This is a genomic window from Mesorhizobium sp. M1348, from assembly GCF_040317925.1.
GTDB lineage: Bacteria > Pseudomonadota > Alphaproteobacteria > Rhizobiales > Rhizobiaceae > Mesorhizobium.
In genome coordinates this window covers 34,980-59,719 of the sequence record NZ_JAMYLH010000013.1, presented here as the reverse complement: position 1 = coordinate 59,719, position 24,740 = coordinate 34,980, and the positions used below count along the sequence as shown (strand labels likewise).

Annotated in this window: 21 protein-coding genes; 7 read left to right on the top strand and 14 right to left on the bottom strand. The window is 62.7% G+C overall.

Going from position 1 to position 24,740, the window contains the following annotated elements; genetic code table 11:
* Window positions 1-31: 31 nt before the first annotated feature.
* Window positions 32-853 carry a UDP-2,3-diacylglucosamine diphosphatase gene (locus NKH13_RS21130; protein ID WP_352720983.1) on the bottom strand — a complete coding sequence of 274 codons (822 nt, stop codon included), beginning with the start codon at window positions 851-853 and terminating at the stop codon, window positions 32-34.
* 120 nt (window positions 854-973) lie between these two features.
* Here NKH13_RS21130 and NKH13_RS21125 point away from each other — a divergent pair, with 120 nt between their 5' ends.
* From NKH13_RS21125 to NKH13_RS21115, 3 genes are all read left to right on the top strand, one after another.
* Window positions 974-1,753 carry an SDR family oxidoreductase gene (locus NKH13_RS21125; RefSeq protein ID WP_352720981.1) on the top strand — a complete coding sequence of 260 codons (780 nt, stop codon included), beginning with the start codon at window positions 974-976 and terminating at the stop codon, window positions 1,751-1,753.
* A gap of 160 nt (window positions 1,754-1,913) precedes the next feature.
* On the top strand, window positions 1,914-2,366 hold the full coding sequence (locus NKH13_RS21120; RefSeq protein ID WP_352914193.1) for a hypothetical protein: 453 nt from the start codon (window positions 1,914-1,916) through the stop codon (window positions 2,364-2,366).
* A 210-nt stretch (window positions 2,367-2,576) separates the two neighbouring features.
* A complete protein-coding gene (locus NKH13_RS21115) occupies window positions 2,577-4,901 on the top strand; it encodes an NADP-dependent malic enzyme (protein WP_352720978.1) in 2,325 nt (774 codons plus the stop codon).
* Window positions 4,902-4,913: 12 nt separating this feature from the next.
* Here NKH13_RS21115 and NKH13_RS21110 read toward each other — a convergent pair whose 3' ends face one another.
* Window positions 4,914-5,534: a DUF1287 domain-containing protein gene (locus tag NKH13_RS21110; RefSeq protein WP_352720976.1), complete on the bottom strand. Its 621-nt coding sequence runs from the start codon at window positions 5,532-5,534 to the stop codon at window positions 4,914-4,916.
* 264 nt (window positions 5,535-5,798) lie between these two features.
* Here NKH13_RS21110 and NKH13_RS21105 point away from each other — a divergent pair, with 264 nt between their 5' ends.
* On the top strand, window positions 5,799-7,004 hold the full coding sequence (locus NKH13_RS21105) for a DUF2865 domain-containing protein (protein ID WP_352720974.1): 1,206 nt from the start codon (window positions 5,799-5,801) through the stop codon (window positions 7,002-7,004).
* Here NKH13_RS21105 and gltX read toward each other — a convergent pair.
* The 5 genes from gltX to NKH13_RS21080 all read right to left on the bottom strand — a co-directional run bounded on the left by gltX (window position 6,922) and on the right by NKH13_RS21080 (window position 13,560).
* Window positions 6,922-8,295 carry a glutamate--tRNA ligase gene (gene gltX, locus NKH13_RS21100; protein ID WP_352720972.1) on the bottom strand — a complete coding sequence of 458 codons (1,374 nt, stop codon included), beginning with the start codon at window positions 8,293-8,295 and terminating at the stop codon, window positions 6,922-6,924. The genes NKH13_RS21105 and gltX overlap by 83 nt on opposite strands.
* A gap of 133 nt (window positions 8,296-8,428) precedes the next feature.
* The gene (locus NKH13_RS21095) at window positions 8,429-10,234 is read right to left on the bottom strand and encodes an ABC transporter ATP-binding protein (RefSeq protein WP_352720970.1); all 1,806 of its coding nucleotides are present in this window, start codon (window positions 10,232-10,234) and stop codon (window positions 8,429-8,431) included.
* Window positions 10,235-10,625: 391 nt separating this feature from the next.
* Complete coding sequence (locus NKH13_RS21090; protein WP_352720967.1) at window positions 10,626-11,039, bottom strand: GNAT family N-acetyltransferase; 414 nt, start codon at window positions 11,037-11,039, stop codon at window positions 10,626-10,628.
* A 26-nt stretch (window positions 11,040-11,065) separates the two neighbouring features.
* Window positions 11,066-12,781, bottom strand: a complete 1,716-nt coding sequence (locus NKH13_RS21085; RefSeq protein WP_352720965.1) for an NAD+ synthase — start codon at window positions 12,779-12,781, stop codon at window positions 11,066-11,068.
* A 65-nt stretch (window positions 12,782-12,846) separates the two neighbouring features.
* Window positions 12,847-13,560 (bottom strand): DNA-3-methyladenine glycosylase I, encoded by a 714-nt coding sequence (locus NKH13_RS21080; protein ID WP_352720963.1) that lies wholly within the window; start codon window positions 13,558-13,560, stop codon window positions 12,847-12,849.
* 83 nt (window positions 13,561-13,643) lie between these two features.
* Here NKH13_RS21080 and NKH13_RS21075 point away from each other — a divergent pair, with 83 nt between their 5' ends.
* Both NKH13_RS21075 and NKH13_RS21070 read left to right on the top strand, forming a co-directional pair.
* Window positions 13,644-14,207 (top strand): DUF1003 domain-containing protein, encoded by a 564-nt coding sequence (locus NKH13_RS21075; protein ID WP_352466385.1) that lies wholly within the window; start codon window positions 13,644-13,646, stop codon window positions 14,205-14,207.
* Window positions 14,204-14,788 carry a DedA family protein gene (locus NKH13_RS21070; protein WP_352720962.1) on the top strand — a complete coding sequence of 195 codons (585 nt, stop codon included), beginning with the start codon at window positions 14,204-14,206 and terminating at the stop codon, window positions 14,786-14,788. The genes NKH13_RS21075 and NKH13_RS21070 overlap by 4 nt, the downstream gene beginning before the upstream one ends.
* Before the next feature lie 3 nt (window positions 14,789-14,791).
* On the opposite strand, the gene NKH13_RS21065 is transcribed toward NKH13_RS21070, so the two are convergent.
* The 6 genes from NKH13_RS21065 to NKH13_RS21040 form a co-directional block, all read right to left on the bottom strand.
* The gene (locus tag NKH13_RS21065; RefSeq protein ID WP_352720960.1) at window positions 14,792-15,379 is read right to left on the bottom strand and encodes a hemerythrin domain-containing protein; all 588 of its coding nucleotides are present in this window, start codon (window positions 15,377-15,379) and stop codon (window positions 14,792-14,794) included.
* Between the two features lie 100 nt (window positions 15,380-15,479).
* Complete coding sequence (locus NKH13_RS21060) at window positions 15,480-15,839, bottom strand: diacylglycerol kinase (RefSeq protein ID WP_352720999.1); 360 nt, start codon at window positions 15,837-15,839, stop codon at window positions 15,480-15,482.
* Between the two features lie 76 nt (window positions 15,840-15,915).
* A complete protein-coding gene (locus NKH13_RS21055) occupies window positions 15,916-16,335 on the bottom strand; it encodes a GFA family protein (RefSeq protein WP_352720958.1) in 420 nt (139 codons plus the stop codon).
* Between the two features lie 126 nt (window positions 16,336-16,461).
* On the bottom strand, window positions 16,462-17,835 hold the full coding sequence (locus NKH13_RS21050) for a class II 3-deoxy-7-phosphoheptulonate synthase (protein WP_352720957.1): 1,374 nt from the start codon (window positions 17,833-17,835) through the stop codon (window positions 16,462-16,464).
* A 179-nt stretch (window positions 17,836-18,014) separates the two neighbouring features.
* Window positions 18,015-21,515 (bottom strand): transcription-repair coupling factor, encoded by a 3,501-nt coding sequence (gene mfd, locus NKH13_RS21045; RefSeq protein WP_352720955.1) that lies wholly within the window; start codon window positions 21,513-21,515, stop codon window positions 18,015-18,017.
* Between the two features lie 13 nt (window positions 21,516-21,528).
* Complete coding sequence (locus NKH13_RS21040; protein ID WP_352720953.1) at window positions 21,529-21,816, bottom strand: FAD assembly factor SdhE; 288 nt, start codon at window positions 21,814-21,816, stop codon at window positions 21,529-21,531.
* A gap of 91 nt (window positions 21,817-21,907) precedes the next feature.
* Here NKH13_RS21040 and recG point away from each other — a divergent pair, with 91 nt between their 5' ends.
* Complete coding sequence (recG, locus tag NKH13_RS21035) at window positions 21,908-24,016, top strand: ATP-dependent DNA helicase RecG (RefSeq protein ID WP_352720951.1); 2,109 nt, start codon at window positions 21,908-21,910, stop codon at window positions 24,014-24,016.
* Here recG and NKH13_RS21030 read toward each other — a convergent pair.
* Window positions 23,968-24,720, bottom strand: a complete 753-nt coding sequence (locus NKH13_RS21030) for a DUF502 domain-containing protein (protein ID WP_352720949.1) — start codon at window positions 24,718-24,720, stop codon at window positions 23,968-23,970. The two genes, recG and NKH13_RS21030, sit on opposite strands and share 49 nt — an antisense overlap.
* Window positions 24,721-24,740 lie beyond the last annotated feature (20 nt).

The window sequence follows — 24,740 nt, the reverse complement described above, 5'->3', positions numbered from 1 at the left end:
ACCGATTAAAGCGAGATGAGGCCGGATTTGGTCAAGCCGCCTGGACTGCCCTGCCCTTGATGTCGATCGGCACGAGCACCTCGCTGCCGACCGGAGTCTCCGGCAGGACATGCGCCCAGTGCAGGATCTCCATCCGGCCGTCAAAATGCTCGACCACCGCCGTGCAGCTCTCTACCCAATCGCCGGTGTTGATGTATTGCACGTCCTCATAGCTTTCGATCGCGGCATGGTGGATGTGCCCGCAGATCACGCCGTCGACATGCGAGCGGCGCGCCTCCTCGGTCAGCACGGTCTGGAACGAGCCGATGAAGTTCACCGCCTTCTTGACCTTGACCTTGGCCCAGGACGAGAACGACCAGTAAGGCAGGCCAAGCACTTGGCGCAGGCGCGTGATGACGCGGTTGAGCAGCATGGCCGCGTCATAGGCGTAGTCGCCGAGATAGGCCAGCCAGCGCGCATTATGGACGACGGTGTCGAACTGGTCGCCATGGATGACAAGAAGGCGTTTGCCGTCGGCGGTCTCGTGGATGGCGCGATCGGCAACGACAATGCCGCCGAAATGCACGCCCTGGAACTGGCGCGCGAACTCGTCATGGTTGCCGGCGATGTAGGTGATGCTGGCGCCCTTGCGCGCCTTGCGCAGCAATTTCTGGACCACGTCGTTGTGGCTCTGCGGCCAATGCCAGCTCCGTCTCAAGCGCCAGCCGTCGACGATGTCGCCGACGAGATAGATGATATCGGCATCGTGATGGCGCAGAAAATCGATCAGGAACTCGGCCTTCGCCGCCTTCGATCCGAGATGGACGTCGGAGATGAACATGCTGCGGAAAGTGCGAGGCTCTGCGCCGGACATCATTTGTCACCGTTGCTTTCGCCTGAGGCTATGCCCCGATTCATGCAACAACCGTATGACGGTTGCGATTGGTCCAGCCATACGGGTAGGTTGCCGCGGCAATCAGAGGAGAAAATCACCATGGACCTCGGCATTCGCGGCAAGACGGCCATAGTCTGCGCCTCGAGCAAGGGGCTGGGACGCGGCTGCGCCATGGCACTGGCGGAGGCAGGCTGCGATCTGGTCGTCAACGGCCGCAACGCCGACGTGCTGGCCAAAACCGCCGCTGAACTGCGCGAGAAATTCGGCGTCAAGGTGACCGAGATCGTCGGCGACATATCCAAGCCCGATGTCCAGAAGGCGCTGCTTGCCGCCTGCCCCGATCCCGACATCCTCGTCAACAACAATGGCGGTCCGCCGTTTCGCGATTTCCGTGCGCTCGATCGGGCAAAGATCCTCGAAGGCGTCACCCAGAACATGGTGACCCCTGTCGAGCTGGTTCAGGCCGTGATCGACGGCATGGCGGCGCGCGGCTTCGGCCGCATCGTCAACATCACCTCGCTGTCGGTCTACGTGCCGATCCCCGGCCTCGACCTGTCGTCCGGCGCCCGCGCCGGCCTCACTTCGTTCCTCGCCGGCGTCGCGCGCACGGTGATCGACCGCAATGTGACGATCAACAACATGCTGCCGGGCAAGCTCGACACCGACCGGCTGCGCGGCCCGCACGAGGCCGGCACGCCCGAAGATCCGGCCGCCGCTGCCGCACGCAAGGCGCAAGCAGCAGCCAATGTTCCGGCCAAGCGGCTCGGCACGCCGGAGGAATTCGGCCAGATCTGCGCCTTCCTGTGCTCGGTTCACGCCGGCTACCTGACCGGACAGAACATACCGGTCGACGGCGGCCTCTACGTCAGCGCGTTCTAGCGGCAAAATCTACCGCTTAGTATCCGCTGGGAATGGCGGAAAACGGGCGCCCTCAGGCCAGCCGAGGTAAGGCAACATTATGCTCAAAACGCCAGTTCACAAGGACTAGGGTTAGTCCGCATGTTATGTCCTGCCTCGCACATGGAAATGAGACCGGCGAATGGCGTCTATTTATCGCTTTGTTACGCAAAAACTGCTGTCGCACAGGGTTCGAGACACGGCCGACGGCAACCTTGCAATTACCGACAGGAGATTGTTCCTTGACTTCGTTCGTCTAGAACGAGCGGTTAGGCTAGAGGATTTCGCCACAGTCCAGTCTGCGGTGGTGGCGATTGAAAATCGTTGCTTATCAATGGGTAAACGCCATATCGCGGTGTTTGCGTACATGTATCTCAGGTTTTCGGATGCGGCCCCAAAGTTTACGCACCTGGACATCGAGCTTGAGGAAGAAGGAGGCATCCGCCGAACAGTCGACTACCGGCGTAGGGTGTCGTCGACAGAGCGACTTGTCGGCGAGTGGGCTGCCGCTTGGTACGACCGCTATTCCAAGAGTTTCTTTCGTGCACTTTATAGGAGCAACAGCCCCACAGCGAACTACCGAAAGAATACCTAATCGTCCGCAAACCACCTGAAGCAGACATTCGGCTCGCAGCTCGCTCCAGCAACGCGCCTATCGTCCCAACATTTCAATGGCAGACCGTACAGGCCGGCGGGTGGTGCAAGCCGTAAGCTCGCGCTTGCGACATATCACCTCTCGAAAAGCCTCGGCTGCATGCTAAGAGACTCAAAACACCAAACGGACTGAACTGAGGAGGCGGCCGTCATGACAGGCGAAAGCAAGAAGGCGGCCCGATCCGACCTCGACGAAGCAGCGCTCTATTTCCATAAGCACCCCCGTCCCGGAAAGCTTGAAATCCAGGCGACGAAGCCGCTCGGCAATCAGCGCGACCTGGCGCTTGCCTATTCGCCGGGGGTCGCCGCCCCCTGCCTTGAAATCCGCGACGACCCGGCAACCGCCGCCGATTATACAGCCCGCGCCAATCTTGTCGGCGTCGTCACCAACGGTTCGGCGGTGCTGGGCCTCGGCAATATCGGTCCGCTCGCCTCCAAGCCGGTGATGGAAGGCAAGGCGGTGCTGTTCAAGAAGTTCGCCGGCATCGATGTCTTCGACATCGAGATCGATGCACCCGGCATCGAGCGCATGGTCGAGACGATCTCGGCGCTGGAACCGACCTTCGGCGGCATCAACCTGGAAGACATCAAGGCGCCCGAATGCTTCGAAGTCGAGGAGCAGTTGAAAGCCCGCATGGGCATACCGGTCTTCCATGACGACCAGCACGGCACCGCCATCATCGTCGCCGCCGCTGTGCTCAATGGGCTGGAATTCGCCGGCAAGTCCATCTCCGACATCAAGATCGTCACGTCAGGCGCCGGCGCTGCGGCGCTTGCTTGCCTCAACCTTCTGGTCTCGCTCGGCGCGCGGGTCGAAAACATCTGGGTCACCGACCGGTTCGGGGTCGCCCATAAGGGCCGCGTCGAGGAGATGGACCGCTGGAAAGACCCCTATGTGAAGGACACCGAAGCGCGTACGCTGGCCGACGTTCTGCCCAGCGCCGACGTGTTTCTCGGCCTGTCTGCCGCCGGCGTACTGAAACCGGAACTGCTCCACCACATGGCGCCCAAGCCACTGATCCTGGCGCTGGCCAACCCCAATCCCGAGATCATGCCGGAAGCGGCACGGGCAGCACGGCCCGACGCGATGATCTGCACGGGCCGCTCCGATTTCCCCAATCAAGTCAATAACGTACTCTGTTTTCCTTACATCTTCCGTGGCGCGCTGGATTGCGGCGCAAGCGCCATCAACGAAGAGATGAAAATGGCCGCCGTGCGAGCGATTGCAGCGCTTGCCCGCGAAGAGCCATCCGACGTCGCCGCCCGTGCCTATTCCGGCGAGACGCCGATCTTCGGTCCGGAGTTCCTGATCCCCTCGCCTTTCGATCCGCGGCTGATCCTGCGCATTGCCCCTGCCGTCGCCAAGGCAGCCTGTGAGAGCGGCGTCGCGACCCGGCCGATCACCGATTTCGCCGCCTATATCGACAAGCTGAACCGCTTCGTCTTCCGCTCCGGCCTGGTCATGAAGCCGGTGTTTTCGATGGCCAAGACGTCGAGCGCCAAGCGCGTCATCTACGCCGACGGCGAGGACGAGCGCGTGCTTCGCGCCGCGCAAGTCGTGCTCGAGGAAGGCATTGCCGAACCGATCCTGATCGGCCGCCCGCATGTCATCGAGGTGCGGCTGAAGCGCTACGGGCTGCGCATCAAGCCGGGCGTCGATTTCGGCTTGATCAACCCGGAAGACGATCCGCGTTACCGCCACTATGTCGACCTTTTGATCGAGCTTGCCGGCCGGCGTGGGGTGACGACGGAAGCGGCGCGCACCATGGTGCGCACCGACAATACGGTGATCGCCGCCCTTGCCCTGAAGCGCGGCGACGCCGACGCCATGGTCTGCGGCCTCGAAGGCCGTTTCGAGCGCCATTTGCGCAACGTGACGCTGATCATCGGGCCGCGCGCCGGCATTAGGGATCGCGACCTGTCGACACTTTCCATGCTGATTTCGCAGCGCGGCATCATTTTCCTCACCGACACCCATGTCTCCGTCGATCCGACCGCCGAGGAGATTGCTGAGATGACCGTTTTGGCGGCCGAGGAAATTCAGCGTTTCGGCATCGAGCCCAAGGCAGCGCTGCTGTCGCATTCGGATTTCGGCTCCCGCGATTCGCCAAGCGCCATGAAGATGCGGCAGGCGGCGGCGATCTTGGCGCGGATCGCGCCCGACCTGCAATGCGACGGCGAGATGCATGCCGACTCGGCGCTATCGGAGCAGCTGCGCCAGCGCGTCTATCCGCATTCTCGGCTGAAGGGCGAAGCCAATCTGCTGGTGTTCCCCAATCTCGATTCGGCGAACATCACGCTGACCGCGCTGCGCACGATGATGGACGCGCTGCATGTCGGCCCGATCCTGCTCGGCACCGACAGCCCGGCGCACATATTGACGCCGTCGGTCACCTCGCGCGGCGTCGTCAATATGACGGCACTGGCCGTGGTCGAAGCCGCGCACAAGGCGCAAGCCATTGTCGATCTGGGGTAGCCGCTGGCTTTCTCAGATTGGCCTGAACCGGAAATGCCCTGTCTGCCTGAAGGCAAACAAAGTGTCCTCTTCCCTGGCGCCGCCGCCGATATTGTGAATGACCAGCCTTCTTGTCGGCACCAAACTGGAGCGATTGGACGACACGATGGCAATATGCGACAGATTGCCGGGCAGCATCTGGGCGACGAGATCCCCAGGCCGATAGTCGGCGGGGTCTTGGCTGACGGGCACGGCGGCACCTCGCCGCTCGAAATAGACCGCAAGATTGGGCACACGGCGGTGGTCAATGTTGCGGTCGGGCGCTTTAAGGCCCCAAGCCTTCGGATAGGCGGCAAAATTGGCCCGCATATCCTCATGCACCAATTCTTGGAGATCGAGATCGAAGGCGCGGCGATAGGCGCGGATCACGACATCCGTGCACACACCTCGCTCGGGCTCAACGTCCCCGCCCGGATAGGCCAGCCGTGTATAGGTCGGATCGTAGAGCGTGGTGACGCCGATCTGCTCACGGGCGGCTTCGACCAATTTGGTGCCCCAATCCGGCGTGATGGGCTTTTCCTGCGCCATGGCAACCGGCATCGCCAGGCACAAAAGACCAAATTGCAGTGCGGCTCGACGGGTAATCGCGGTCATGCCAAGCCTCCGGGCATTGCTGGATCCAGGCATTCTTCTGGGCGAATACGCCTTTTTCGTGCAACGCCAGGATGTCGGTCCTGACAATGTCCGAGTATGCCGTGCGGCGTGGTCGACATGACGCGCTGGTCGTGGTCGAAGCCGCGCACAAGGCGCAAGCCATCGCCGATTTGAGCTGAAGCCGGAATCAGCGATATGCTAAACAAACGCTTAACCGCAAGCGCGGTAGCTTTCAGAACGGCAGACAGGCGGAGTTCCGGAGGGATGAGGGGCGCACGTTGGAAGCTGACGCGTGCCGCCGCGCTGCTCGGTGCCCTGCTACTGTGCGACATTGCGGTCACTCAGGCGCAGGCCGCTTCCCGCCTCTGCCGCCAGCTTGAAGCCGATCTTGCCGCCGCTTCTCGCGGTGGCGGCGGCAAGCCAGCCTTGCTCAGGAAATATGACGACGCGATCGCCCGGCAGCGCCAGCAGATTTCAAAGGCCGTCAGCCAGTCCAGCAGCTCCGGCTGCGGCTTTTCGCTGTCTCGCCGCAACGCCAACGTATGCGCAGCACTCGACGCCACCATCGATCGCATGGCTGCCAATCTCGACGCCTTGCAGGCCAAGCGCGCTGAGCTTGACAGCGGTGGTTCGCGACGCGATCGCGCGCGCATATTGGCCTCGCTCGACGCCAATGGCTGCCGCGATGATACGGCGCCGCCGACGCTCGCACCGGTTCGCGAAGCCAGCGGTGAAAACGGCAACGGAAACCTGCTCGACCAGTTTTTGGGCAGTGAACCCGGTGCGCCCGGCCAGCCTGACGAGCCCGACCAGGCTGAAGAGCTAAGTCAGCCGCGCAACATCGGCAGCATGCTCAACAACGCCGACGAGTTGGGCCAGCCCCGAGGCGAATTCCGCACCATGTGCGTGCGGACCTGCGACGGCTATTTCTTCCCGATGTCGAATGCTGCCTCGCTGGGCGATTTCGAGCGCGACCAGAAGAATTGCGAATCGAGCTGCCCCGGCACCGAGATGCAGGTTTTCTACACGCGCGGCATGAACGGCGATTCGGCGTCGATGACGTCTTCGGTGACCGGCAGGCCTTATATCGAACTGCCGACGGCCTACCTCTACAAGCAGTCCGACATGCCGCGGCCGCCGGCCTGCGGCTGCAACGCCGCGCAGAATTTCGAAATCATCGCCGGCAACCCGCCCAGCCCGGAACGATCCGAAGCGAATGTGGAGACCACCCCGTTCATTCCGCTGCCGGTTGCCAGGCCTGATCCGGGCGCCGACCCGGAGACCCTGGCCAATGCGCAAGGCGGCCTCGACCGTGAGGCGATCAGACGCCTTGCCGTCAAACCCGTGCCCTCGCCGACGTCCCTGCCGCCGCCGGAACAGCGCAAGGTCAGGGTCGTCGGGCCAACGTTCCTTCCCGACCCAGCAGCGGCAACAGCTCTGCAAGCTCCGGACCCGAAGGCTGTCCCGTAAGCGCCAGCCTCAGCGGCATGAACAGTGCCTTGCCCTTACGGCCGCTCGCCGCTCGGATTTTGCCGGTCCAGTCTTTCCAGACGGTGCCGTTCCAAGGCTCCTCCGGCAGCAGTTCGAACGCTTGGCGAAGAAAGTCGCGGTCATCGTCGGAAAACTCCGCCGGCTCCTCTGGACCGTCGCGAAGTGTGCGCCACCAGATTGCTGCATCGGCCAGCCTGTCGAGATTGCCGCGCACCGCCAGCCAGAAAGGCTCGGCCTGTTCGCCAGAGATGCCGAGCACGATCAGCCGGTCGCGCGCCTCGGAAAAGGGCATGTGGTGCAGCAGCGTGCGGTTGAGCACGAAGAGCTCGTCCGGATCGAATTTGGCGGCGGATTTCGATGTTGCCGCCGGATCGAAGCGCTCGGCAAGTTCAGCCATCGTCGGCACCGCCACGACGTTTTCCGAGGTACCGACGAGCACCGCCAGCGAAGTGACCGCCATTGGCTCCATGCCGCTCTCACGCAGGCTCTGTATGGACAGCGCGCCGGTGCGCTTGGAAAGCCCCTCGCCTGATGCTGTTGTCAGAAGATTGTGATGGCCGAACACCGGCGGCTCGGCGCTGAGCGCCCGGAACAGGGCTATCTGGACGCCGGTATTGGTGACGTGGTCGTCGCCACGAATGACATGGCTGACGCCCATTTCGATGTCGTCGATCACCGAAGGCAGCGTGTAGAGATAGGTGCCGTCCTCGCGCCGCAGAACCGGATCTGAAAGCGAGGCGAGGTCGACGGTCTCCTCGCCGCGCACCAGGTCGTTCCAGTGGATTTCGGTGCGCTCCGGCTGCAGCGGATCGCTGCTGAAGTTGGGTAGCAGAAAGCGCCAGTGCGGCCGCCGGCCATCGGCCTCATATTCCGCGACCTGCTCAGGCGTCAGCGTCAGCGCCTCGCGGCCATAGACTGGCGGCAGGCCACGCGTGCGGCGCACCTTGCGCCTCAGGTCGAGCTCTTCAGGCGTCTCATAGCACGCATAGACGAGGCGGGCCTCCTTCAGCCTTTCCAGTGCGGCATCATAAATTTCGACCCGCCGCGACTGATACTCCGTGGCATCGGGGAAGATGCCCAGCCAATGCAGGTCGTAAAGGATGGCGTCGGAAAATTCCTGCGTCGAACGGGTAACGTCGGTGTCGTCGAAGCGCTGGATGAAGCGACCCTTGTTCTTGATGGCGAACAGCCAGTTGAACAAAGCGGTGCGCGCATTGCCGATGTGAATGCGGCCGGTCGGTGACGGGGCGAAACGGACGGTAACTGTCATGAGCGGGGCGTACCGGATGGTTTTGCTGTTGACAAGACGCGCCCCCGCGCTCTGCGGCAGACATAGAACATGACGAAGACGAAGAAAAGACGGCAGCGCCGCGCGTCTATTAAGGCGCGCGGCGCCGTAACCGTCAGATCACCAGGCCTTTGGTCAGCTCAAGCGCCTGGCGTTCGAACAGCCTACGGTAGATGCCGCCTTGCAGCCGGATCAGCTGGTCATGCGAGCCCTCTTCGACGATGCGGCCGCGATCGAACACCAAAAGCCTGTCCAGCGCCCGCACCGTTGACAGCCGGTGGGCAATGACCAGCGTCGTGCGGCCGACCATCAAGCGCTCCATCGCCTGCTGGATCAACACCTCCGATTCCGAATCGAGGCTCGACGTTGCCTCATCCAGGATGAGAATGCGCGCATCGGCGAGGAAGGCGCGTGCGATTGCAACGCGCTGACGCTCACCACCCGACAGCTTTACGCCACGCTCGCCGACCAGCGTGCCATAGCCTTTCGGCAAATTGGCGATGAAGTCGTGCGCGCTGGCCAACCGCGCCGCGTGCTCGATCTCGGCCTGCGTGGCGCTCGGCCGGGCATAGGCGATGTTTTCGGCCAGCGACCGGTGGAACAGGATCGGCTCCTGCTGGACGATCGCGATCTGTGCGCGCAGCGACGCCTGCGCCACATCGGCAATATCCTGGCCGTCGATCAGGATATTTCCCGCAGTCACGTCATAGAGGCGCTGGATCAGCTTGACGAACGTCGTCTTGCCGGAGCCCGAATGGCCAACCAGCCCGACCCGCGCGCCCGGCGCGATATCCACCGAAAAGTCGCGATAGAGCGGCAAACGGTGGCTACCGTAGTGGAACGTGACATTGTCGAAGGTGATACGGCCATCGGTGATCCGGATCGGTTTGGCGCCGAGCCGATCCTCGATGCCGAGTGGTTCGGACTGGAAGTCGACCAGTTCCTCCATGTCGTTGATCGAGCGCTGCAGATTGCGGATATGCGTGCCGATGTCGCGCAGATAGCCTTGCAGCACGAAGAATGAGGTCAGCACGAAGGCGACGTCGCCGGCACTTGCCTGCCCCCACGACCACAAAAGCAGGGAGAATCCGATGACCGCTGCCCGCAAAAGCAGCAGCATCGTGCCTTGCGTGGTGCCGTTGACGGTGCCGCGCACCCAGGTGCGCCGCGTGCGGCCGCGCCATTTGGCGACGACCTCGGCAAGCCGTGTCTCCTCGCGTTCCTCGGCGCCAAAACCCTTGACCACCGCGTTGCAGCTCACCGCATCGGCCAGCGAGCCGCCAAGCCGTGTATCCCACGCGTTGGCAAGCCTTGCCGCAGGCGCGACATAGCCAAGCGACAGCATCGTCGTCACCGCGATGAACAGAACCGAACCGGTGGCGACGATCGCGCCCATCAGCGGCCAGAACCAGCCAAGCAGCAGCGTCGAGCCGACGAGCATGACGACCGACGGCAGCAGCGCGATCAGGATCGTGTCGTTGAGCAGGTCGAGCGCCCACATGCCGCGCGTTATCTTGCGCACCGTCGATCCGGCGAAGCTGTTGGCGTGCCAATCGGTGGAGAAGCGCTGGACGCGGTGGAAGGCGTCGGCGGCGATATCCGCCATCATCTTCAACGTCAGCTCGACAATGGCCATGAAGGCGAGATTGCGCAGCACGACACCGGTGAGCGCCAGGGCAACCAGCATCGAAAAGGCAGCCATCGCCGCATTCCATGCGACATCGTCGGCCGCGGCACTGCTGGCAACGGCGTCGACCAGCCGGCCGGAATAGAGCGGCGTCAGCACGTCGGCCAAGGTCGACAGCAGGAACGTGCCCATAATGCCGGCAAGCCGCCACGGCTGACGCCGCCAATGGCTGAGCGTGAAGCCAAGAACGCTGCGAAAGGCGCCCGCGCGCAAATCTATTCGAAAACGAGCCATGATGTCATTCGGGCGCAAACGAGCCCGATCCCGGAAAAGGTCGAAAATTGAAAAAACCGCGTCGGGCGAATTAACACCCAAGGAATGCGGAGGTTCGGCACATTTGGCGGCTCGCCCGAATACGGGCGGCGACCGGCATCGACGAACGCCTGTTCTCAGCTCGGCTTTGGCGCAAAGGTAAGAACCTTCTGGCTTGCCGATTGAGACCTAGGCTTCGCGGCCTCGCATAACGATGTCAAATCCTGGCATTTCGGTCCTCCCCAAGGGGATCGCGGAAAGGCGTTTATAGAGACGCCTCAACGCCGCGCCAAGTCAGTAGATAGCCCAAAGCGCATCTGGTCCAAGCAGTGAGACGATTTTGCAACAATCGCGGGTTGTGCGCTGCCTCTGTTCAGGTTGCCGGGATACGGTCGAAGCGCATATAGCGGCCGTCGGTGGAAGACCTGAAGCCGAGCTTCTCGTAAACCGCGTGGGCGTCGTTGGTCGACAGGCTCCAATGCGTGACAGTCTTGCAATCCGGATGACCGATAAGCGCCTGGACAAGCCGGGTTCCGATGCCTTGCCCGCGATACCCAGGCCAGACAATGATGTCGGCGAGATAGGCAAATACCGTACGGTCGGTGATCGCCCGGCCGAAGCCGACCTGATTGCCGCCGACATAGGCGCCGACGCACAGTGAGTTGGCAAAGGCGCGGCGGTGCAGTTCATCGCTGCGGCCGCTGCCCCAATAGCTCTCCTTCAAAATGTCGGACGTCGCCCGGAAGTCGATCTGCGACAGGTCGAAGCTGATCTCAAAGTTGGCCATGGCTAAACCGTTATGCAGCCAATCGCCTACCCGCCATCCCTGAACCGGTTGGTAATGGGATAGCGGCGGTCTCGGCCAAAATTCTTCCTGGTGATCTTCACGCCGGGCGCCGCCTGCCGGCGCTTGTATTCGGCGACGTAAAGCAGGTGCTCGACGCGCGTCACCGTCGCCCGGTCATGGCCGCGCGCAAGGATCTCGTCGACGCCCATCTCGTTTTCGACCAGACACTCCAATATGTCGTCGAGCACTGGATAGGGCGGCAGCGAATCCTGGTCGGTCTGGTTCTCACGGAGCTCCGCCGAGGGCGCCTTGTCGATGATGTTGTTCGGGATCACCTCGCCGGACGGGCCGAGCGCGCCCGGCGGCACATGCGCGTTGCGCCAGCGCGACAACGCATAGACCTGCATCTTGTAGAGGTCCTTTATCGGGTTGAAGCCGCCATTCATGTCGCCATAGAGCGTGGCGTAGCCTACCGACATCTCGCTCTTGTTGCCGGTAGTGACCACCATCGAGCCGAACTTGTTGGAAATCGCCATCAGGATGGTGCCACGGGCCCGGCTCTGCAGGTTTTCCTCGGTGATGCCTTCCTTGGTGCCCTCGAAAAGCTGCGTCAGTGTGTGCAGGAAGCCCTCGACCGGCTCGAAGATCGGCACGATATCGTAGCGGCAGCCGAGCGCGCGGGCGCAGTCCTCGGCGTCCTTGAGCGAGTCCTTCGAAGTGTAGCGGTAAGGCATCATCACGGCGCGCAGCCGTTCCTCGCCGAGCGCATCGACGGCCAGTGCCGCGCAGATCGCCGAATCGATGCCGCCGGAAAGGCCGAGCACGACATTCTTGAAGCCGTTCTTGTTGACGTAGTCGCGCAGGCCCAACATGCAGGCGCGATAGTCGGCCTCCTCCTTCTCCGGGATTTTCGACATCGGTCCGTCAGTGCAGACCCAACCATCGGAATTATTTCCATTTTGCGCCCCTGCGGCGGCGCGGCTTCTCTTCCAGGTGGTGACGTTGACCGTCTCCTCGAACTGGCTCATCTGGAAGGCCAGCGTCTTGTCAGAACCTATGGCAAACGATGCGCCGTCGAAGACCAGCTCGTCCTGGCCGCCAAGCTGGTTGGCATAGATGATCGGCAGGCCGCATTCGATGACCTGGCGGATGACGATCTGGTGGCGGACATCGACCTTGCCGCGATAATAGGGCGAGCCGTTCGGCACCAGCAGGATTTCCGCGCCGCTTTCGGCCAGCGTCTCGCAGACGGCAACCTCGCCCCAGATGTCTTCGCAGATCGGCACTCCCACGCGCACGCCGCGGAAATTGATCGGCCCCTGGATCTCGGGGCCGGCCTGGAAGACACGCTTCTCGTCGAACTCACCGTAATTCGGCAGATCGAGCTTGTAGCGTTCGGCAAGGATCTTACCGCCATCGGCAAAGATGATCGAATTGTGCGTGCCGGTCTTGCGCTTCAGCGGCGTGCCGATGATGAAACCCGGGCCGCCGTCGGCCGTATCGCCGGCGAAATCCTCCGCCGCCCGTTCGCAGGCTTTCAGGAAGGCGGGCTTCAGCACCAGATCCTCGGGTGGATAGCCGGCAAGGAAAAGCTCGGTGAACAGCACGAGGTCGGCGCCCTGACGGGCGGCATCCGCCCTCGCCTCGCGTGCCTTGGCAAGATTGCCGGCGACGTCGCCGACTGTCGGGTTGAGCTGGGCAACGGCGATGCGCAATATGTCTGGAGCGGTCTTTTCTGTCATGCCCGTGGGTTTAGCGCGGCAAAATTCGTCGGGCAATGGCGTTCGTTTGGACCAACCGTTCGGTCCTATTCGCCCATATATTCGCGCAAGGCTTCCGGTGGATGGTTCTCGCCGATCGACATTGCCAGAATGCGCGAAATGTGTCGGCGCGGCAGCCCGGTTTCCGCCGCCCAGGCGTTGATCTGCACCTGGATCCTGCCCAGGTCCTTCTTCGATGTCGGGCTCTCCGCAATGTCGAGCCCAGCGTCGCGTAGCGCTGCCGCCATGTCGGCCGAGACGATGAAGGCGTCCCACTCCAGCCAGCGCAGAAAATACTGGCCGGTATTGCCGCCGAGCCGGCTGCCTTGCTTGCCGAGATAGGCCATCAACCCGACCTGGTCATCCGCCGGCCAATTGGCCAGGAACTTGCCGAAGCTGCCATGCTCCTTCGACACGCGCTCGACGAAGGCCGCGTTGTCGCGTACGGACTTGATCTTCTGCGGATTGCGGACGATGCGCTTGTCAGCGGTGAGATCGTGCCAGAAATCGTCGGGCTGGAACAGCAGCCGCTTCGGCTCGAAGCCAAGAAACGCTTCCTCGAAACCCGGCCATTTCTGCTCGATAACACGCCAGACGAAGCCGGCGGCAAAGACCCGCTCGGCCATGGTCGACAGGATCCGGTCGTCCGCAATCTTTGCCACCGCGGCATTGTCGGGCATAGGGCCCAGCAGCGACGTAAGCGCTGCCTCACCGCCTTTGCGTTTCGCTGCACGGGCGCGAATTTTCCGAAAATCCACCATTGTTTCCTGACCCATCGCGTCAATCTACCACTTCCCGTTTGAACCGGCAGCTTCTACCTCTATCGCTGACGACGGAGGCGACGATGAATAAAACGATCGAGGACATGGCAAACCGCTGGCTGAAGCGAAAGCCGGACGGCCTCAGCGCGCTCGAAAGCCGGGTGCTGCAATCAACGCTCGAGCGCACCACGATCTCCAAGGACACCAACAAGGCCGTCGCCTTTCACCAGACGTTTGGCGATCGCCTGGCCGATACCATCGCCCGGATCGGCGGCTCGTGGTCCTTCATCCTGACATTCATTGGCTTCCTGATCCTGTGGACGGCAGGCAATGTCTGGCTCTTGTCGCGCGCCGCCTTCGATCCCTATCCCTTCATCTTCCTCAATCTCGTGCTTTCCATGGTTGCTGCCCTGCAGGCGCCAGTGATCATGATGGCGCAGAACCGCCAGACCGAGCGCGATCGTATCGACGCCGCCCACGACTACGAGGTTAATCTCAAGGCCGAGATCGAGATCATGGCATTGCACGAAAAACTCGACGAACTGCGCCACAGCCAAATCATCGGCATGCGCGACGAGATCGCTCGGCTGGCCGAGCAGGTGAAGCGCATCGACGACATTCTGTCGAAGCAGCGGACGTCTTCATGACGGAAGCCATCCATCGCCTCATTGAGCAATATGGTTTGGTCGCGGTTTTTCTGGGCTGTGTCGCCGAGGGCGAAAGCGCCGCCATCCTTGGCGGTTTCTTTGCGCATCAGCATGTTTTCGTCCCGTGGCAGGCCTTCCTCGCGGCGGCGCTCGGCGCCTTCGGTGGCGACACGTTCTTTTTCATCCTGGGACGGAGCTTCGCCGACCATAAATTCGTAATCAGGCTCCGAGCCCGGCCGGGCTTCAGTCACGCCTACCGCCTTGTCACCTCTCATCCCAACATTTTCGTGCTGTCGAACCGCTACATCTATGGCCTGCGCCTGGTTGGCGGTATCGCGGCCGGGCTATCGGGCATCGCCGCGGCGCGCTTCGTCATCCTCAACGCCGTCTCGTCGGTAGTCTGGGCGGCACTGTTCTGCACTGTCGGTTATGTCTTCGGGCTGGGAGCGGAGCGCATCGTTGGCCAGGCGCTGGCCCGCCACGAGCGGTTGCTGATCGCTCTGGCAATCGGCCTCGTCGTGGCCATCCTCGGCTGGGCGTCGCACTTCCTCGCCAAGAGGGAGCTTCGCAAGGGAAGCTGATCGTCAATCAATGCCGAGCGCGCGGTCGCCCTTCTCGAGGATCAGCGGAATGATCAGGTCTTCCTCGTCGGCAAGATGCCGGGTCAACATGGCGATCAGCCGGCCGTTCTCGTCGGCATAGGCATCGGCGGCGAAGCGCTGTTTGTCCTCGCTCTCCTGAAGCGTGCCGATGAAGGCATTTGCCGCCTGGGCATTGCGCTCCAGTCCCTCATGGATTGTGCGGTGATCGGCATCCAGGATTTCGAAGCCGCGCTTCAGACGGGTCTCGGCCCTGGCGAAGACCGGGAAATAATGATGGTCCTCGACATTGTGATGGCCGTCGAGATTGCCGAGGAAATGGTTGAGGCGCGGCGCGAACCAGCGCGCGAATTCCGGCGCGCTCAGCCTACCTTCCCGATAATCGCCAATACCGCTGGTGAGCATGCCGCCAAGCTCGCGGAACATGTCGTGCCGCTGCAGCCACATATTGGCCATGCCGTGGATGTTGGCATGCGCCTGCCAATCCTCGCGCGGATATTTCTCGATCAGCCAGCGCAGATCGTCCGGCAGGCCCTCCCGTTCAAGCAGCAGAAATCCGGCGGTATCGGCCATGTCGGTTTCCTCAGACCATGATCCCGAAAAGTGGTACCGGTTTTCGGAAAAGATCATGGTCAAACGAGAAATGCAGTGACGGCATGTAGTGTATGAAACCTCAGATCGGTACCCCGAGTATCCGCTCGATGACGGCGACGCCCCAGACGCCGGCAGCGATCACCACCGAAATCAGCACCGCCAGCGAACCGCAATCCTTGGCTAGCTGGATATCGATGTTGAATTCGCGGCTGAACGCGTCGCACGCCGCCTCGATGCCGGTGTTCAACACCTCGATCATGATCATGAGCAGCACCGCGCCGATCAGCAGCGCATAGCCGCGCCACGATTCCGAAAGGAACCAGCCGAGCGGCAAGGCAAGCACGAGCAGAACCAGCTCCAACTGGAAGGCCTCCTCGCTGGCGGCCAGTTTGCGAAACGCCCGCACCGAATTGTAAAAAGCGTCGATCAGCCGCTGCATGCCAGAACCCTTCGGAATCACCGGCAGGGGATAGCGCAATGGCTGGATCAAGGGAATAAGGCGACCTCTGCAAAAATCAGCCGTCTGCCACCTTGATCGAAGGCGTCGACTTCTCGAACTGCGGCAGCGCGTCGTCGATGGCGTAATAGTCGCCCTTGTCGCCGACGAAGATATGGCATTCTCCTTGAAGCCCGGTTGGCGCGTCGAACAGGCCTGCCATGACCGAAACATAGCCATCGTCGCTCGGCTTCCAGAACAGCAGAGAGCCGCATGTCTTGCAGAAGCCGCGCCTGGCGAACGAAGAAGCCTCGTACCAGGTGATGCTCTCCGTGCCGGTGATTGTGATGTCTCGGTCGGCAACGTTGGTCGCCGCATAAAAATGCCCGCTCTGCTTCCGGCACTGCGAGCAATGACAGTAGATGACACCGCGTAGCGGTCCTCGTGTCTGGAACCGCACTGCCCCGCACAAGCATGATCCGGTGTGAGTGTCAGCCATGTCGGCTCTCCCGATGCAATTGCCATCGCTTGGCAGGATTCCAGTTTTGCGCGCATTAGGCACGAGCAAATGCGACACCGGCCGGACGCGTTTCGCTGACCAGCTCGATGATCGGATACGTTCTAATCAGCCGTTGACGGCCTGCTTGTGCTGGACCGGATGGCTCTTCTTGAGCAGATCGGACACCAGGAACGCCAACTCGATCGCCTGGTCGGCGTTGAGACGCGGATCGCAATGGGTGTGGTAGCGATCCTGCAGTTCTTCGGCGGTGATGGCGCGAGCGCCACCTGTGCATTCGGTGACGTTCTTGCCTGTCATCTCGATGTGGATGCCGCCGGGATGCGTGCCTTCGGCGCGATGCACCTCGAAGAAGGTCTGCACCTCCTTCAGGATGCGATCGAACGGCCGTGTCTTGTATCCAGCGGCTTCGATGGTGTTGCCATGCATAGGGTCCGACGACCACACAACGCTGCGGCCTTCCTTCTGCACCGCGCGCACCAGCTTCGGCAGGTGGTCAGCAACCTTGTCGGAGCCGAAACGCGCGATCAGCGTCAGCCGGCCGGGCTCGTTCTCCGGATTGAGCAGGTCGATGAGTTGCAACAGGCCGTCCGGCGTCAGCGACGGCCCGCATTTCAGACCGAGCGGGTTCTTGATGCCGCGGCAATATTCGACATGCGCATGGTCGGGTTGGCGCGTGCGATCACCGATCCAGATCATGTGGCCGGAGGTGGCGTACCAGTCGCCCGAAGTCGAATCGACGCGGGTCAGCGCCTCTTCATAACCGAGCAGCAGCGCCTCATGGCTGGTGTAGAAATCGGTCTCGCGCAGCGCGTAATTGGTCTCCGAGGTGATGCCGACGGCCTTCATGAAGTCCATCGTCTCGGTAATGCGGTTGGCGAGCGATTCGTATTTCTCCCCCTGCGGGCTGTCGGAGACGAAGCCGAGCATCCATTGATGCACGTTCTCCAGGCTGGCGTAGCCACCTTGGGCGAAGGCACGCAAAAGATTGAGCGTCGCCGCCGACTGGCGGTACGCCATCTCCTGCCTTGCAGGATCGGGAATGCGCGACTTGGCATCGAATTCGATGCCGTTGATGATGTCGCCGCGGTAGCTGGGCAGCGTCACTCCGCCCTTGGTCTCATTGTCGGACGAGCGCGGCTTGGCAAACTGGCCGGCGACACGGCCGACCTTCACCACCGGTTGCGCGCCGGCAAAGGTCAGTACCACCGACATCTGCAAGAAGACGCGGAAGAAGTCGCGGATATTGTCCGCGCCATGCTCGGCGAAGCTCTCGGCGCAATCGCCGCCCTGCAGAAGAAATGCGTCACCGGCAGCGACGGCTGCAAGCTGCTTCTTCAGCTTGCGTGCCTCACCTGCAAAAACCAACGGCGGAAAGGTAGCGAGCTGGGTTTCCGTGTTCCTCAGCGCGACAAGGTCCGGATAGGCAGGAACCTGCTGGATCGGCTTAGCTCTCCACGAATTCGGCGACCATTTCGTCATCGAAGCACCCAACGCTCTTTCAGGCGGACGCCATCGCCCGCCAATCCGCCCCATATGGGGTCGCGGCTCCATACACGAAGCCGATTTCCTATTCTAGACCGGAATCTCAGCGCTGGCGAATGACGGCCGGCGGCGAAAGTGCCGGCGCGGTTGTTGTTCAGAGCACCAGCGACACCCGGCTACGCCGCCGCCTTCTCCACCAGCCGCGCCAGCTGCGTCATGACAACCGCTGAGCCCGCCAGCCGCTTTTCGGGCGTCGCCCAGTCACGGCTGAAGACGACGCTCTGGTCGGGCCGGATCTTGGCCAGCGAGCCCTGTTCGCCGATGAGCTTGACCAGCCCGACCGGATTGGGGAATTCCCGCTTGCGGAAATGGATGACGACGCCTTTCGGCCCGGCGTCGAGCTTCTCGACGTTGGCCTTGCGGCAAAGCGCCTTGATGAAGACGATCTTCAACAGATGCTTTACCTCTTCCGGCAGCGGCCCGAACCGGTCGATCAGCTCGGCGCCGAAAGCATCGATCTCTTCCGTATTTTCGAGATCGCCAAGACGGCGATAGAGTGCCAGCCTGAGCTGCAGATCCGGGACATAGCTTTCCGGGATCATCACCGCCGTGCCGACGGCGATCTGCGGCGACCAGCCGCCGTCCTGCACCTCGCCGGAATCCTTCACTTCGGCCACGGCCTCCTCCAGCATCTGCTGGTAGAGCTCGAAGCCGACCTCCTTGATGTGGCCCGACTGCTCTTCGCCAAGCAGATTGCCGGCGCCGCGGATATCGAGGTCGTGGCTGGCCAGTTGGAAACCTGCACCGAGCGTATCGAGCGACTGCAGCACTTTCAGTCGACGCTCGGCTGTATCGGTGAGCTTGCGGTTGGCCGGCAGCGTGAACAGAGCATAGGCGCGCACCTTCGAACGGCCGACGCGGCCGCGCAGCTGATAGAGCTGCGACAGTCCGAACATATCGGCGCGGTGCACGATCAGCGTATTGGCGGTCGGTATATCGAGGCCGGATTCGACGATTGTGGTCGACAAAAGCACATCGTACTGGCCGTCATAGAAGGCGTTCATGATGTCGTCGAGTTCGCCGGGCGGCATCTGGCCGTGGGCCACGGCCACTTTCAGCTCAGGCACGGATTCGCGCAGGAAATCATGGATTTCCGCGAGATCGCTGATGCGCGGTACGACATAGAAGGAATGGCCGCCACGGTAGCGCTCGCGCAGCAGCGTCTCGCGGATGACCAGCGGATCGAAGGGGGAGATGAAGGTACGCACGGCCATGCGATCGACCGGCGGCGTGGCGATCAGCGACAGCTCACGCACACCGGTCAAGGCAAGCTGCAGCGTTCGCGGGATCGGCGTCGCCGACAGCGTCAGAACGTGGACGTCGGTCTTGAGATCCTTCAGCCGCTCCTTGTGCTTGACGCCGAAATGCTGCTCCTCGTCGATGATCAGCAGGCCGAGATTCTTGAACGAGATCGAGGAGCCGAGCAGTGCGTGCGTGCCGATGACGATGTCGACTTGGCCTTCGGCGACGCCCTTCTTGGTCTCGGCCAGTTCCTTGGCGCCGACCAGCCGCGAGGCCTGGGCGACGCGGATCGGCAGGCCGGAGAAGCGCAGCGAGAAGGTCTTGAAATGCTGGCGCGACAACAATGTCGTCGGCACCACCACCGCGACCTGAAAGCCTTCCATCGCCGCGACGAAGGCGGCACGAAGCGCGACTTCGGTCTTGCCGAAGCCGACATCGCCGCAGATCAGCCGGTCCATCGGCTTTCCAGCGCCCAGATCATCCATGACCGAATCGATCGCCGTTTGCTGGTCGTCGGTTTCCTCATAGGGGAAACGCGCTGCAAACTCGCCATAGACGCCTTCCGCCGGCATCAGCGCCGGTGCGGCCCGCATCTGCCGCTCGGCGGCGATGCGGATCAGCTGCCCGGCCATGTCGAGCAGGCGTTTCTTCAGCCGTGCCTTGCGCGATTGCCAGGCACCGCCGCCAAGCTTGTCGAGCGTCGCCTCGGCCGAATCCGAGCCGTAGCGCGACAGCAGCTCGATGTTTTCCACCGGCAAGAACAGCCGATCGTCGCCGGCATAGTGGATTTCGAGGCAATCGTGCGGCGCACCGACCGCCTCGATGGTGCGCAGCCCGATGAAGCGGCCAATGCCATGGTCGGCATGGACGATAATGTCGCCTGAGGACAATGCCGAAGCCTCGGCGATGAAGTCAGACGCGCGCTTCTTGCGCTTCGAGCGCCGGATCAGCCGGTCGCCGAGAATGTCCTGCTCGGCGACGACGACCAGTTTCTCCATCTCGAAGCCGGATTCGAGCGGCAGCACGGCCAGTCCCGCCTGCCCTGGCTCAAGCTTTTCGGCTTCGGCAAGCGTCGCCACCGGCTTCAGGTTGCCAAGGTGATGCTCGGCCAGGATCTGGCCGAGCCGGTCGAGCGAACCTTCAGTCCAGCCGGCGACGATGACACGGCGGCCTGCAGCGCGCTCGTCGGAAATGTGTTTTACGACGACGTCGAAGACGTTGGCGTTAGGGTCGGCGCGCTCCTCGACGAAGCTGCGACCATGGCGCGAGCCGGCATGGAACACCTTTTTCGCGCCGGCATCGGGCGCGTCGAAGGAGGTGAAGTCGATCGCTTCCCGCGGGCCAAGGGAGGCAATCAGGTTCTCGGGCGACAGATAAAGCAAATCCGGCGGCACCGGCTTGTAGGGCACGGCATCCTTCAAGGCGCCGTCGGCCTGCTTTTTGCGCGCCTCGTAATGATCGAGGATCAGCGCATGGCGCTCGGCCAGTGCCTCATGCGCCAGATGGTCGAAAACCACGGGCGCATCAGGCAGGTAATCGAACACGGTTTCCAGCCGCTCATAGAAGAACGGCAGCCAGTGCTCCATGCCGGCAAACCGCCTGCCCTCGCTGACCGCCGCATAGAGCCCATCGTCGCGCGAGGGCGCGCCAAAGGCGTCGATGTAGGCGCGACGGAAGCGGCTGATTGTCTCTGGCGTCAGCGCCACCTCGCTCATCGCCTGTAGCGCCATCGACCTGCGCTGGCCGGTGGTGCGCTGTGTTGCCGTATCGAAGACACGGATCGATTCCAGCGTATCGCCGAAGAAATCGAGGCGCAGCGCCTCCGCCCATCCCGGCGCGAAGAGATCGAGAATGCCGCCGCGCACCGCAAATTCGCCGATGCCGCGCACCGTCGGCACCCGCTCGAAGCCAGAAGTCTCCAGCCGCGACACCAGTATGTTCATGTCGATCTGGTTACCGGGCTTGGCGTGAAAGGTCTGCGCCTCGACGAGTTCCGCCGGCGGAATGCGCTGAAGCAAGGCATTCGCGGTGGTGAGAATGACGGCGCGGTGCGGCTTCTTCGCCAGCGCGATCATCGCTGCCAGCGCATCGAGCCGCCTTGCGGCGGCGTCAGCGCCGGGCGAGACGCGGTCGTAAGGCAGGCAATCCCAGGCCGGCAGTTCCAGCACCGGCAGGCCCGGCGCGGCAAAGGCAAGCGCCTCGACGATCGCCGGCAGACGCTGGCCGTCGCGTGCCACGAACAGCACCGACTTGTCCGGTGCGATTTCGTGGGCAGCCTGCACCAGCGCAAAGGCTTCGTAGCCGTCGGCGACGCCATCGACGATGAACTGGCCGGCGCGGCCTTTCGGCAGACCGATCGTAGGAATAAGGCTCATGGCTACACGTTGTTCAGAAGGTCATCGCCCGGCGCGAAGCCAGGATTTTTTGCAGGACGGCACAGGCGATATCCGCCGGAACCGGGCACTCGCCGGTGACGATGGGCAGGAATTCAGTGTCGGGAATGTCGAGAAGCCTCTCATATTGGTCGATTTCGTCGCCGGTCAAGGCGCCGATCTCGGCATCGGCGAAGCTGCCGAGGATAAGGTCCATCTCGCGCATGCCGCGGTGCCACGAACGAAACAGAAGCTTGCGGCGGCGGGCATCGAGGCCCTCGCTTGATCGTTTCGTTCCCGTCATCTTGCAACATCCTTGCCCAGGCGGCGCATATAGCGTGGATAGAAGGCGGTGTCAGCCTTGCGCTACAGTCGCCGCAACATAAGCTGACATCATGCGTCCCTCCCTCCTCGATCCGCTGTTTGTCCCGATCACCTCGCTTGCCGGGGTCGGGCCAAAAGTTGGCGCCCTGATCGAAAAAGTCGTGGCGGCGGATCTCGGCGACCGGGCAGCGCGCGCCGGGGACCTCTTGTTCGTGCTGCCGCATACTGTCATCGATCGCCGCAACCGGCCTGGCATCGCCGGCTCGGCGGAAGGCGCCATCGTTACGCTCGACGTCCGCATCGACCGCCACCAGCCGCCGCCACGCGGCAACAGGTCGGTCCCGTACCGGGTCTACGCCCATGACGACACCGGCGAGATCGCGCTGACCTTCTTCCATGCCCATGCCGCCTATCTCGAAAAAGGAATGCCCGTAGGCGAGCATGTCGTCGTCTCAGGCCGCATGGAATGGTTCAACGGCCGCCCGACCATGGTTCACCCCGACCATATCGCACTTGCCGGCGACGCGGAAAACCTGCCGCTGGTCGAGCCGGTCTATCCGCTGACCGCCGGGCTCTCGGGCAAGGTGCTGCGCCGGGCCATCGGCCAGGCGCTGGCCCGCCTGCCGGTGCTGCCCGAATGGCAGGACGGTGAGTTCCGGCGCCGCCATGCCTTTCCTGCTTTCAGCGATGCGCTCAACCGCATCCACAATCCTGCCGACCCGATCGACGTCTCTGTCGACGGCGCAGCGTGGCGGCGCCTTGCCTATGACGAGTTCTTGGCCGGCCAGGTATCGCTGGCGCTGGTGCGGGCCAAGGTCCGCCGATTATCGGGCCGGCCACTCGTCGGCGACGGCCGCATAGTCGAACAACTGCGCGCGGTACTCCCCTATTCGCTGACCATGTCGCAGGAAATGGCGCTTGCCGAAATCAACGCCGATCTCAGCGACCCCGAACGCATGCTGCGCCTTTTGCAGGGCGATGTCGGCTCCGGCAAGACGGTAGTCGCGCTGCTTGCCATGGCGCGTGCCGTCGAGGCCCGCGGCCAGGCGGCATTGATGGCGCCGACCGAAATCCTGGCGCGCCAGCATCTCGCAACGATTGCGCCGTTGGCGGAACGGTCCGGCTTGCGCGTCGCCATCCTCACCGGCCGCGAAAAGGGCCGCGAGCGCGCCGACACGCTGACCGGGCTGGCCAATGGCGACATCGACATCGTCGTCGGCACCCATGCGCTGTTCCAGGAAACGGTGACGTTCCATGACCTCGTGCTCGCCGTCGTCGACGAGCAACACCGATTCGGCGTCCACCAGCGCCTTGCGATCACCGCCAAGGGCGATGCGCCCGACATGCTGGTGATGACGGCAACGCCGATACCCCGGACGCTAGTGCTGACTGCATTTGGCGACATGGACGTGTCGAAGCTGACGGAAAAGCCGGCGGGCCGCCAGCCGATCCGCACCGTCACCTTGCCGCTTGAACGGCTCGACGAACTGATCGGACGCATGCTCGACGCCGTCGCCGATGGCCAGAAAATCTACTGGATCTGTCCGCTGGTCGAAGAATCCGAGGAGATCAAGCTGATGTCGGCCGAGGACCGTTTTGCCTCGCTGAAGCCGCTGTTCGGTGATCGGATCGGCCTGGTGCATGGCCGCATGAAGGGCATCGATAAGGACGAGGCGATGCGCGCCTTCAAGCAGGGTGAGACGCGCATCCTGATCGCCACCACAGTGATCGAGGTCGGCGTCGATGTGCCGGACGCGACAATCATGGTCATCGAGCATGCCGAGCGTTTTGGCCTTGCCCAGTTGCACCAATTGCGCGGCCGGGTCGGGCGCGGCGACAAGCCATCGTCCTGCGTGCTGCTCTACAAGGACCCGCTTGGCGAGACGGCAAAACGCCGTTTGTCGGTGATGCGCGAGACCGAGGACGGCTTTCGCATCGCCGAAGAGGATCTGAAGCTGCGCGGCGAAGGCGAGTTGCTCGGCACCCGCCAGTCCGGCACGCCGGGCTTCCAGGTGGCGCGCATCGAGGCGCATGCCGACCTGCTCGAGGCCGCTCGCGACGATGCGCGGCTGATCCTGTCGCGCGATCCCGAACTGCAGTCCGAACGCGGCGCGGCGCTGCGCCTGCTGCTCTATCTGTTCGGCCGCGATGAGGCCGTGCGGCTCCTGCGTGCCGGCTGAGGCATCGCGTCGAGCGGAGGATTGGCAAGCGCGCCGTGGATCTGCTCGCCGTTCACGGTCACCATTTTGACCGCCGGCGCCACCAGGCCGGCCGACACGATCAGCTTGGCTCCGTCCTCGATTGTCATGTCGAGCAGCACAATGTCGGATTTCGGCACATACATCAGAAAGCCCGTCGTCGGGTTGGGCGTACATGGCATGAATACGGCAATCAGCGGATCGCCTTCCCGGTCGAGCTTCTGGTTGATCTCGGTTTCCTTCTCGCTGGCGACGAAAACCAGCGACCAGACCCCCTTGCGCGGATATTCGACCAACCCGACCTGGCGGAACATGTCGCCCTTGTTCGACAGCACGGTCTCGAAAATCTGCTTCAGCGAACGGTAGATGCCGCGCACCAGCGGCATGCGGCCAAGCAGGCGCTCGCCGAAATTGACGATGGCGCGGCCAACGATATTGGCGGTCATAAACCCGATGAAGGTGATGAGGATCAGGGCAACGATCAGCCCAAAACCCGGCACTGGAAACGGCAGGTAAGTGTCCGGATTGTAGCGTACCGGAATGTAGGGTTTCACCCAGGAATCGACCCAGCCGATCAGCGACCAGGCAATGTAGGCGGTAATCGCGAGCGGCGCGCAAACGACGAAGCCGGTCAGGAAATAGTTTCTCAGCCGGGTCATGCCTGAGGTCTTGAGAGCATCCGACATGGTTCACCGCAGCGTGTGTT

What these genes read in the sequence shown, in the direction of transcription:
- NKH13_RS21130 (WP_352720983.1), bottom strand. Translation starts at nt 853, where the DNA reads ATGTCCGGCGCAGAGCCTCGCACTTTCCGCAGCATGTTCATCTCCGAC.
- NKH13_RS21125 (WP_352720981.1), top strand. Translation starts at nt 974, where the DNA reads ATGGACCTCGGCATTCGCGGCAAGACGGCCATAGTCTGCGCCTCGAGC.
- NKH13_RS21120 (WP_352914193.1), top strand. Translation starts at nt 1,914, where the DNA reads ATGGCGTCTATTTATCGCTTTGTTACGCAAAAACTGCTGTCGCACAGG.
- NKH13_RS21115 (WP_352720978.1), top strand. Translation starts at nt 2,577, where the DNA reads ATGACAGGCGAAAGCAAGAAGGCGGCCCGATCCGACCTCGACGAAGCA.
- NKH13_RS21110 (WP_352720976.1), bottom strand. Translation starts at nt 5,534, where the DNA reads ATGACCGCGATTACCCGTCGAGCCGCACTGCAATTTGGTCTTTTGTGC.
- NKH13_RS21105 (WP_352720974.1), top strand. Translation starts at nt 5,799, where the DNA reads ATGAGGGGCGCACGTTGGAAGCTGACGCGTGCCGCCGCGCTGCTCGGT.
- gltX (WP_352720972.1), bottom strand. Translation starts at nt 8,295, where the DNA reads ATGACAGTTACCGTCCGTTTCGCCCCGTCACCGACCGGCCGCATTCAC.
- NKH13_RS21095 (WP_352720970.1), bottom strand. Translation starts at nt 10,234, where the DNA reads ATGGCTCGTTTTCGAATAGATTTGCGCGCGGGCGCCTTTCGCAGCGTT.
- NKH13_RS21090 (WP_352720967.1), bottom strand. Translation starts at nt 11,039, where the DNA reads ATGGCCAACTTTGAGATCAGCTTCGACCTGTCGCAGATCGACTTCCGG.
- NKH13_RS21085 (WP_352720965.1), bottom strand. Translation starts at nt 12,781, where the DNA reads ATGACAGAAAAGACCGCTCCAGACATATTGCGCATCGCCGTTGCCCAG.
- NKH13_RS21080 (WP_352720963.1), bottom strand. Translation starts at nt 13,560, where the DNA reads ATGGTGGATTTTCGGAAAATTCGCGCCCGTGCAGCGAAACGCAAAGGC.
- NKH13_RS21075 (WP_352466385.1), top strand. Translation starts at nt 13,644, where the DNA reads ATGAATAAAACGATCGAGGACATGGCAAACCGCTGGCTGAAGCGAAAG.
- NKH13_RS21070 (WP_352720962.1), top strand. Translation starts at nt 14,204, where the DNA reads ATGACGGAAGCCATCCATCGCCTCATTGAGCAATATGGTTTGGTCGCG.
- NKH13_RS21065 (WP_352720960.1), bottom strand. Translation starts at nt 15,379, where the DNA reads ATGGCCGATACCGCCGGATTTCTGCTGCTTGAACGGGAGGGCCTGCCG.
- NKH13_RS21060 (WP_352720999.1), bottom strand. Translation starts at nt 15,839, where the DNA reads ATGCAGCGGCTGATCGACGCTTTTTACAATTCGGTGCGGGCGTTTCGC.
- NKH13_RS21055 (WP_352720958.1), bottom strand. Translation starts at nt 16,335, where the DNA reads ATGGCTGACACTCACACCGGATCATGCTTGTGCGGGGCAGTGCGGTTC.
- NKH13_RS21050 (WP_352720957.1), bottom strand. Translation starts at nt 17,835, where the DNA reads ATGACGAAATGGTCGCCGAATTCGTGGAGAGCTAAGCCGATCCAGCAG.
- mfd (WP_352720955.1), bottom strand. Translation starts at nt 21,515, where the DNA reads ATGAGCCTTATTCCTACGATCGGTCTGCCGAAAGGCCGCGCCGGCCAG.
- NKH13_RS21040 (WP_352720953.1), bottom strand. Translation starts at nt 21,816, where the DNA reads ATGACGGGAACGAAACGATCAAGCGAGGGCCTCGATGCCCGCCGCCGC.
- recG (WP_352720951.1), top strand. Translation starts at nt 21,908, where the DNA reads ATGCGTCCCTCCCTCCTCGATCCGCTGTTTGTCCCGATCACCTCGCTT.
- NKH13_RS21030 (WP_352720949.1), bottom strand. Translation starts at nt 24,720, where the DNA reads ATGTCGGATGCTCTCAAGACCTCAGGCATGACCCGGCTGAGAAACTAT.